3 protein-coding genes and 2 pseudogenes are annotated in these 9,390 nt (G+C 42.4%); 1 reads left to right on the top strand and 4 read right to left on the bottom strand.

All coding sequences use genetic code 11. From position 1 onward, the window contains the following. The 4 genes and pseudogenes from FCR06_RS34075 to FCR06_RS31535 form a co-directional block, all read right to left on the bottom strand. Window positions 1-217 (bottom strand): annotated as a pseudogene (locus FCR06_RS34075) (IS701 family transposase); the annotation flags it as partial. A gap of 89 nt (window positions 218-306) precedes the next feature. Further along, window positions 307-912, bottom strand: coding sequence for a DsbA family protein (locus FCR06_RS31545; RefSeq protein WP_138506801.1), 606 nt, complete (start codon window positions 910-912; stop codon window positions 307-309). Window positions 913-1,160: 248 nt separating this feature from the next. After that, window positions 1,161-1,790 (bottom strand): response regulator, encoded by a 630-nt coding sequence (locus tag FCR06_RS31540; RefSeq protein ID WP_138506799.1) that lies wholly within the window; start codon window positions 1,788-1,790, stop codon window positions 1,161-1,163. Then, window positions 1,777-8,700 (bottom strand): AAA family ATPase, encoded by a 6,924-nt coding sequence (locus tag FCR06_RS31535; protein ID WP_138506797.1) that lies wholly within the window; start codon window positions 8,698-8,700, stop codon window positions 1,777-1,779. Before FCR06_RS31535 ends, FCR06_RS31540 begins: the two co-directional genes overlap by 14 nt. 438 nt (window positions 8,701-9,138) lie before the next feature. On the opposite strand from FCR06_RS31535, the pseudogene FCR06_RS31530 reads away from it, so the two are divergent. Further along, a pseudogene (locus tag FCR06_RS31530) lies at window positions 9,139-9,390 on the top strand (IS630 family transposase); the annotation flags it as partial.

The following is a 9,390-nucleotide window of genomic DNA, read 5'->3' as shown; positions in this document are numbered from 1 at the left end:
CATCTCTCAAAAAATGATGTAGTGACTGACCGTCTTTGAGTCCTACTATTTTGGCTATCTCCGGCAGAGATTTCTGTGGCATTTTTGATAGCATTCCCAAGTGTAAAAACTTGAATGCTTCAAAATGTCTCACATCCTCAAATAATGAATAATAGTGTTGACAATAGTTATCTATGAAGGCAACTGTGCTTACTGCCTGTCTACGCGGCGTAACCATCTTTATTACTTACTGTTTCTGGTTTTCTTCCTGATTATACTTTCCCCGTAGTAACAAAAGAGGGATTAGTCCATTTATTGACGAAAATACTAGCCATGAGAAGCTCCAATGATCGCAACAAGTAGTGGCTCAAGCTCTAAAGCGTCTCCATAACGCACACCATTGATAAATAAAGCTGGAGTGCTAACTACCCCACTATCCATTCCGCTATCAATGTCTTGATTGATGCGATTAACATGCACTTTTTGGGCAATGTCTCGAATAAACTGAGTTACATCAAGCCCTAAATTGTCAGCGTATTCTGCTAAATACCCATCTTCTAGCTCTTGCTGATGCTTCAATAGCATCTCATGCATCTGCCAAAACTGCCCTTGTGCTGCTGCTGCTTCTGTCGCTGCTGCTGCCTTTTGAGCTTGAGGATGGATTTGAGGTTGAGGAAAATGTCGGAATACAAAGCATAGAGAATCTCTCCCGAATAAGGTCGCCTCAAGCTGGCGTTGAATTGCCTGAATTGAGGTATAAAGTTTATTACATTGGGGACACTGATAATCCCCATACTCAACAAGCACAACGCGAGCATTCAATGATCCTTGTCGATGGTCTTGCTCAGAAGGAAGTACAACTAATTGATTATGCTCTGCTTCGCAGTTACCGCAGGGGTCGCCAGGTGTGTCGTCAGGAATAACATCGCTCATTCTAAATCTTTGAGGAAAAGAAATTCATAGTCTACACTTGGAAATTTCTTCCCTTCAAGCCTATAGTCGTTTATATGAGATTAATGTATGAGACTTGCTTAGGCTTGTCGTCAATTCAAGGTCTGTATTTTAATCAACAAAATGATTGAGGATGAGTCAACTTGAAGGAGTAGAACGAATCAAACTCAGGTTTGATTGCCTCACAGACAACATGATGCTTAATCCAGGCAGAAGTACCATCTTTGTTTTCACAAGCTAGCAATTCCGCGTTTCAACGCAATAATAGCTGCCTGGGTGCGATCTTTGACATTTAGCTTGCTTAAAATTCGGTTGATATGAGTCTTCACCGTACTTTCACTAATATTGAGAGCAGTGCTAATTTCCTGGTTGCTCATGCCCTGTCCAACTAACTGGAGAACTTCTAACTCACGATCGCTCAGTTCTGGAGCAGTCATCCGTTGAACTAGCTTGGCAGCCACGTTGATGGGAATATACTGTTGTCCCCTGCTCACTGTCCGAATTGCTGTCAATAGTTCCTCTGGCTCAGAGTCCTTCAGTAAATACCCCTTTGCCCCGGCTCGCAATCCTCGATAAATCTCTTCATCGGTGTCATAGGTGGTCAGGACAATAATTCGGGCATTGGGAAACTGATTGCAAATGACCGTAATCGCCTGAACACCTCCCATATCGGGCATCCGTAAATCCATCAAAGTCACATCAGGTTGCTGTTGCTGAAAAACTGCGATCGCCTCATATCCATTTCGCCCCTGACCCACAATGACAACATCTGGAGCCTCCTCTAACATTCCGATCAAACCCTGGCGGACAACAGGATGATCGTCTACAACCAGAATGCGAATGCTATTAGGCTGATTCATGCTGACTTAACCCCTGATTAATGGATACCGCGATCTCTGTCCCTTGCCCTAAGTCACTTTGAATCTTTAATTCAGCGCTAATGCGTTCAGCCCGTTCTGCCATTCCCAGTAGACCAAAGCCATTCCGCATCGCCTGGTTTTTTACATTAAATCCCTGCCCGTCATCTTTAATTCGCAAGCTGCATTGGGTTGGTTCATAGATCAGTTCAATGTGGATTTCACTTGCTTTAGCATGTTTGATTGCATTTGTCAAAGCTTCCTGCCCAATCCGAAACAGATTATTTTCCAGATCGGAGGATAGGGGATAGGGTGTACCCATGACTTCATAGACGATTTGGGCTGCGATCAAGGAGTCTAATTGAGCAGTAAGACAGCTTAAGGCATCCTGTAAGTTACTGCTCTCTAAAAGGTATGGGCGGTGTAGTGCCTCTACTGAACGACGCGCCTCCGCAAGCCCAGAACGGGCTAAGTCGAGGATCTGAGTGAGGAGAGTTTGCGCTTTTTCTGGGTCTGCCATTACCTTATTGGAGGCAGAGCGAGCATGAATGATAATACCTGTAAACGCTTGGGCTAAAGTATCGTGAATTTCCCGCGCGATGTGATTGCGTTCTTCTAGAATAGAGGCTTCTTCGGCTCGTTTGCGATCGGTGATATCTCTTGTTAACCAAATGACAGAATCTTCTGAGATAGGCGAGATGCGAGTTGCAAACCAGGTTTTCCACCCTCCCACGATCAAGCTATACTCAACCGTTAGGGGCTGCTGAGTGCTTAATGCTTGCCGAATACAGCCAAGAAATGTATCAGCTTGTGATCGCTCAAAAATTTCGGAAAATGTTCGACCCACCTGTTCGTCAATCGGGTTAGATAATTTCTCTGATTCGATCAGGCTTGCTCTCAAAATCCGTCCTTGTGCATTTACTACCAAGAGCGGATCAGGCATTGCACAAAAGAGCGCCCGAAGTTCTGCTTCGGAGGCTTGCAACGCTTCTTCTGCCTGTTTGCGTCTAATTCCTAATGCAATCTCGCGGGCTGAAAACTTCAACGCCTCAAAGTTAGACGACGGAATGGGATGTCGAGTAAATACCGCTATAACTCCAACAAGCTGCTCATCCAGCAGTATCGGATAGCCTGCAAATGCCACCATGCCTTCTCGTTTTGCCCATTCTTTATCAATGGATGATTCATCAAACACATTGTTAGTCAACAGAGGACTGCGTTCCTGAGCAATTCGTCCAACTTTGAGGCTACCTACAGGAATTCGACTGTATTCACCGTCAAGACGGGTATACATCCCCACACTGGCTTGTAACTCCAAAACATTATTGTCTTTATTTAGCGTCCAAATCCGAGCAAATGCCGCATTAAAATGCTTAACAACGGCTTGGGCACAGCGATGCAGTATTAAGGGCAAACTAGCACTTTGAGCCAAGGCACTATCGACATCGGCGCGAAAATCGGAGAGGATTGCCTGTTCCCGAAATTGAGCCTCAGACTGACGCAACACTTCTTCTGCTTGTTTGCGTTCGCTAATATCTGTCATGAGACTGTAGAAGCCTCTCACTTGAGCATTGTCATCGAAATCAGGGATCAAGGTCACGTTGAGGCATCGCTTGCCAAGCCCAAAAGGGATCTCTGTTTCTAGAAGTACCGTTTGCCCTGCAAACACCTGATTAATGTACGGCTCAATTCGTTGATAAACCGCCTCACCAAGAAGTTGGCGAACAGGGTTGCCCAGAATTTGATCGCGGCTACGGTTAAACCAGACCTCATAGGTATGGTTGATGAATTGATAACATCGATTGGCATCTATATAGCCGATCAGAACTGGTAGAGCATTGGCAATCAGTCGTAATTCCTGTTCCCGATGGCGCAATTCTGCTTCATTTTGCTGTAAAGCTGCTGTTCGTTGGGCTACTTGTTGCTCTAGAGTACGATTGTAATTGGCTAAGAGATGTTCGGTTTGTTTACGCTCTGTGATGTCTTGAAAGGCTGCGATCGCATAAACCACATTGCCCTGTTCGTCAAAGACTGGAGTTCCCCATGCCTCAGATGGAATAGTTGCGTTGTTTTGGCGAATATCTATATCGTCAGTTCTGGTGCGTTCGCCACTCAACGCCCGGATAATTGGCAGTTTCTCTGACGGATAGATTTGATCCGTTCCCGTCACGTAAAATTGATAAATTTCTGAAATTTGCTCCGGTGTCGCAGCAGGATCAACGCCTTTACCCATAAGCTCAATTCCCCGCTGATTGACATAGTAAGGGCGACCTGTTGCGTCAATAATACCAATTCCCACTGGAATCGCTTCTAGAAATTGAGTCATCTGACTTTCGCTAGCCCGGAGCTTTGAGTAGAGTCTAGCATTTTTGATCGCGATCGCTGCTTGAGTAGAAAGTAAATTAAGAATTTGCGATCGCGTAGTGTCTCCGTTGGCGCAGCCTCCCGCAGGGAAGGAGACTCGCTCTGGTGTAAATGCTCTAGCCGCTAATTTATTTTCTAGATACAATACGCCTACTAGCTTACCTTGATTGAGCAGAGGTAAACATAAAATCGATTGAGTTTGATTCTGTTGAATATATGGCTCATTAATAAAATTACCTTCACGAGTAGCATCATTTAAGATGACAGATTCATGAGTACGAATAACATAATTAATAATTGATTCAGGCAGATGATTTGCAATTGGGATAGATTGCAGCACTTGTGTAGCATAAACATTCTCACCCTCATTAACTTCACTAGTAGCTTCAATCACCCATTTTCCTGAGTTTTCTAAAATCAGAGAACCTGTTTGTGCGCCAGCATTTTCGATTAATATTTTCATCAAGCAACGGAGCAGCTGATCTAGTTCAATTTCGCTGGAAATCGCTTGAGTTGCCTTCATCACTGCCGTTAAATCAAAAGCGATGTGTGAGGTATTAGAAGTGGTTCCAGCAGTAGTGCAGATTGATGTGGAAGCCACGCTGGATAAATGAGGAAAGAACTGCGGATAGCGAGCTTCTAAATCTCTCACTTTCGCAGCTGCTCCCCACCGTTCATAGCAGTAGTGAGCTTCTTTCATGTAGGTTTGGGCGATCTTTTGCCGACCTCGCACCAGATAATGTTTAGCAGCTAACTCATAAGCTAACGCTTCTTCCTGGATATATTCATTTTCCCTGGCTCCTTGAATTGCTTGTTCATAGAATTCCTCTGCTTCAAACGACTGGCTTAGAACTCGTGCAGTCTCTGCTTGTACCAGATGATATTTATGCAAACAATTCATTGGCGCATACTGTGCCCATTGCTTCATTTTCTCCTGACTAACCGTAACTTTTTTGAGGAGTTCCTCTTGCATTTGAGTGCTGCTTTGAGGGTATATGGCGAGTCTTGCCAGCGCATCATATAGATAGTAAAAAGGAGCAACAGGTGTGCCTGTTATTCGGATTAAATAACGTTCTGCTATGGTTGAGTTTTGAACTGCCTGAGCATACTCAGAAAATAGGTAGCACAGGATAAGTTTATTGAAATAGACATCAAAGGTTGACGTTCCATCATTTGCTGTTTCATGTTGTGGCAATCCACTTTCTTCATTGTAGAATTCGCCAACTAACTGAGTTAGGCTGACCGAAAAACCCATCAAATTTGCGATCGCCTGCTGATATATTTGATTCCAGGTTAGCGCCGTTTTCTGTTTAATTTGACGAATCGCTTCATTATATTTCGTCATCTCGCGCTCAACTTCTACGAGTTCCTTTCCAACTGCATAGGATTGGAAGCAATAACAATGAGCGCAATAAGCAGCAAACTCTAAATCTCCAGCTTCTAAACCTCTTTGATAGGCTTCTAGTAAGGGCTGGGTTGTGTTTCTAATATGCTCTTTCCAATGAATAATAAAGTTATTCACAATGAGTAATGTTCTAGCTCTGAGAGAATGAACATTAAGGTGTGACAATAGATTTAGCGCAAGTTGTCCAAATTCGTACCCAATCTCAATGTTCCCACTCGCACCACAAAGAATTAATCCGTAAAAGGCATAGGCAAAGGGAGATACAACAGCATTACCAGATTGAATTGATAAGTTTACTTGTTTAGACACAAGCAGAGGCATCAAATCAGGAGCCGCAACATAGGCAGCAATAGTGATGCTTGATAAGATTCGCATTGCCGCCAACTTGTCCGGTTCGGTCATTTCTGGCAAATGGAGCAAGTCCTCGATTGGCTTCTCGCCAATGAGTGATGCGATCGCGTCTAGTTCAAGCTGAATGTCTGACTGAGTTGGCGTTTCAGGAAAACTGATTCCCAGTTGCTGCAAAACTTGCAATCCAGTCTTGATTGCTTCTAATGGTTGGTTCTGCGCAATGTCAGTTTGAATTTTGACTTCGTAAACTTTCACGATGTCGAAAATGGTTTTGGCTGATTGTAGAACGATCGCCGCCCACAATTCTACTTGCTCAAAATCGCCACATAAATACGCGACTTCTGTTGTTTCTAAATATAAATCTAATATCAAGTCATAGTTTGTTTGCCAGCTAGAAGCTGCTAGCCAAACTCTTGCTATGGCTAAATAATTTTGAGCCACACTATAGGCGATCACAGCTTTTGCTTTCTGCCCTGCGATTAAATTTAATCTAGCAATTTCATTGCGTTCTAGTTGATCTGTGACAAGCTCAATTCCATAATTAAGATGATCGACAATTTCAAACAGTCGGTCTGATAGTCTCTCTGGCAAAGTTTTTCCGAGGAAAGTGCGACCAATTTGTAAATGAACAATTTGTTTTTGCGACTCATCGATTAAGGTATATGAGGCTTGCTGCACGCGATCATGCAGAAATTTATACTCGTGAATTAACAAGTTTTCATCTAATTCAGATAGTGGTTGAATTAATCCAATTTGTATGGCTATTAGTAAATCTTGAAAAACCGTTTTATGTGGTTTATCACAAACAATCGACAACGCATCTAAATTAAATTCATTACCAATACAAGCAGCTAACCGGAGGATTTGCTGTGTATTCTCTGGCAGTTTCTTTAACTTGTGAAGCATCAACTCGATCACATTATCAGTGATATCTTGGGCTTGGATCTGAGCTATATTCCACTGCCAGCTTAAGTATTGTGCATCAAAGGTTAATAAATTTTCGCTATGCAGCATTCTCAAAAATTCACTAACAAAGAACGGATTGCCCTCAGTTTTATGTAAAACTAACTCAGCTAAGGGACGAACGGTATTAGTATTGTGATGTAGTGTCTCGGCAATCAACTGATTCAACGGCTCAAGCTTTAATGGTGTCAGTATAATTTCTTGAAAAACTACTCCTTTTTTTCGCAGTCTCTCTAGCATTAATGCTAATGGATGCATTGAATTTACTTCATTATCTCGATATGCTCCAATTAAAAATAGGGATTGGATTTGCTCATCTAGCAGCATCAACTCAATTAACTTCAGCGTTGCTGAGTCTATCCACTGTAAATCATCTATAAAAATAACTAGGGGATGTGACTTGGAAGAAAACACCCGCACAAACGATTGAAAAATCCGATTGAAGCGATTTTGAGCTTCAGTTGCGCCAACTTCCGGTGCAGGTGGCTGCTTGCCAATAATTAACTCAACTTYTGGGATGACATCAATAATGATTTGTCCGTTCTTTCCTAAAGCTGTAAGTAAGAGCGATCGCCACTGCTGCACCCGATTATCTGGTTCAGCGAGTAGTTGCTGTACTAATTTTTGCAGAGCATCTGGGATCGCGCTGTAAGGAATATTGCGCTGAAATTGATCAAATTTCCCAGAGATAAAATAGCCGCGCTTTTGGGTAATTGGTTTATAGATTTCTTGCACTAACGCAGATTTACCAATGCCAGCATAGCCAGATACCAACATCATTTCGACTTGGAATTTTGGATTGCCCGTTCTTTGTGAAGTCGTTTCTGAATTGTTTGGTAAAGCCGTGACGCGATTTGATTCCGGACACGCTACGCGATCAAATGCCGCCAATAACATTGCAACTTCCTTGTCCCGCCCATACAGTTTTTGGGGAATTTGAAATTGCTCAGAAACGTCTTGAACTGCCAGTTTAATGCTAGAGATTTGACCGATTTTTGCTAATTGTTCAGCACAGATTTCTAAATCCGCTTTGATTCCCCAGGCACTTTGATAGCGATCTTCTGCATTTTTCGCCATCAGTTTGAGAATGATATCTGAAACTGGTTTGGGAATCGTTGTATTTATTTCACGAGGCGGAACAGGCTGTTTAGCAATATGATAATGGACTAGCTCAAGTATGTCTGTGGTGGAAAACGGCAGATATCCGGTTAGCAGTTTGTAAAATGTTACACCAAGGGAGTAAAAATCGGTGCGGTAATCGAGCAAACGGTTCATCCGCCCTGTTTGCTCTGGAGACAGGTAGGCGAGGGTTCCTTCTAAAATATGAGGACTTTTGAAAGTCGGATTCGTGCGCTTAAATTGGGTGGCAATTCCAAAGTCAATAATTTTGACAACACCAGTATCCAGATTGAGAACTATATTTCCAGGGTTGATATCTTTATGAATGACACGGGCTGCATGGATTCTGCCTAGAATGTCTATGAGGGCGATCGCAAGACTTAAAAATTGGGATAAGGGCATGGGGCAAAATATATCTGGGCGCTTGTGCATCCATTGCTCTAGGGACTCTCCCCCAAAATCTTCTAACAGAATTACCAGAGTGCGTTGATAGTCATGCTGGCTATATGCCTTGATAACTCCTTCCACTGTGAGCGAACAGGTAATTTTATATTCCTGTCTGTAGCGGGTTAGTTCTTGGGGAGAGGGATAATCAAGCTTTAGCATTTTTACAATTATCCCTACTCCATCGTCTCTGATGCCTCGATAAACTAGAGAATTAGAACTTTCGTATATCTTGTCTTGGATGGCGATACCAGGTAGAGTAATCATAAAGCAACTCTTGAGAGGATAATCTGGCATACCTCAAACTATACAGTAATTCTGATTCTGAGAATAATTACTTGCTATTTGCTTCCATCGAAAATAAGTTTGAGTGAATAAAAGAGGTTGTGTTACAAAAACTTGCAAAGGGCAAAAGCTCTGTATAAATTAGAATCAGTTATGAAGCTACTCCGAAAATTTTTGCAACACAACCTTGTCAACTGCTATTTTGTATACCAGAATAGTGGTGATTGCCACAGATGTTTTCTGCCTCACTCACCAAATAAAGAGTTGAACTAGAGAAGACCATAATAGAAGTTTATAAAACTCGTTAGCAGATGTGTGAATTTGGTATTCTCAAAAACTATAAGTCAGCATTAGGCTACTGACTTACAGCAATTTCGAGGTAAATGAGGTACACATAGTATTGGTGCATCAAGACTTAAAATGAAAGCATACTCAATCGATTTACGAGAAAAAATAGTAAATACTTACGAAAAGGGTGGTACTTCAATAAGAAAGGTTGCCGTGCAATTTGGTGTAGCAAAAAGCTATGTGCAAAAGCTAATCCAACTTCATAGAGTGCAAGGACATCTAGAACCCAAAAAGCAAGGTGGAGCCATGAAGGGTAGGCTAGATGATTTCGTGAGCGAATTAGCCGAAATGGTTCAAATTTACCCAGACAATTTACCCAGACGC

Origin of the sequence: Nostoc sp. PA-18-2419, assembly GCF_005869855.1 — a bacterium.
Lineage (GTDB): Bacteria > Cyanobacteriota > Cyanobacteriia > Cyanobacteriales > Nostocaceae > Nostoc.
The sequence above is the reverse complement of the archived record's forward strand: the minus strand, read 5'-3'. Positions and strand labels throughout refer to the sequence as shown.

Excerpts from the sequence above, each read along its gene's own strand:
- FCR06_RS31545 (WP_138506801.1), bottom strand. The coding sequence starts at position 912 with ATGAGCGATGTTATTCCTGACGACACACCTGGCGACCCCTGCGGTAAC.
- FCR06_RS31540 (WP_138506799.1), bottom strand. The coding sequence starts at position 1,790 with ATGAATCAGCCTAATAGCATTCGCATTCTGGTTGTAGACGATCATCCT.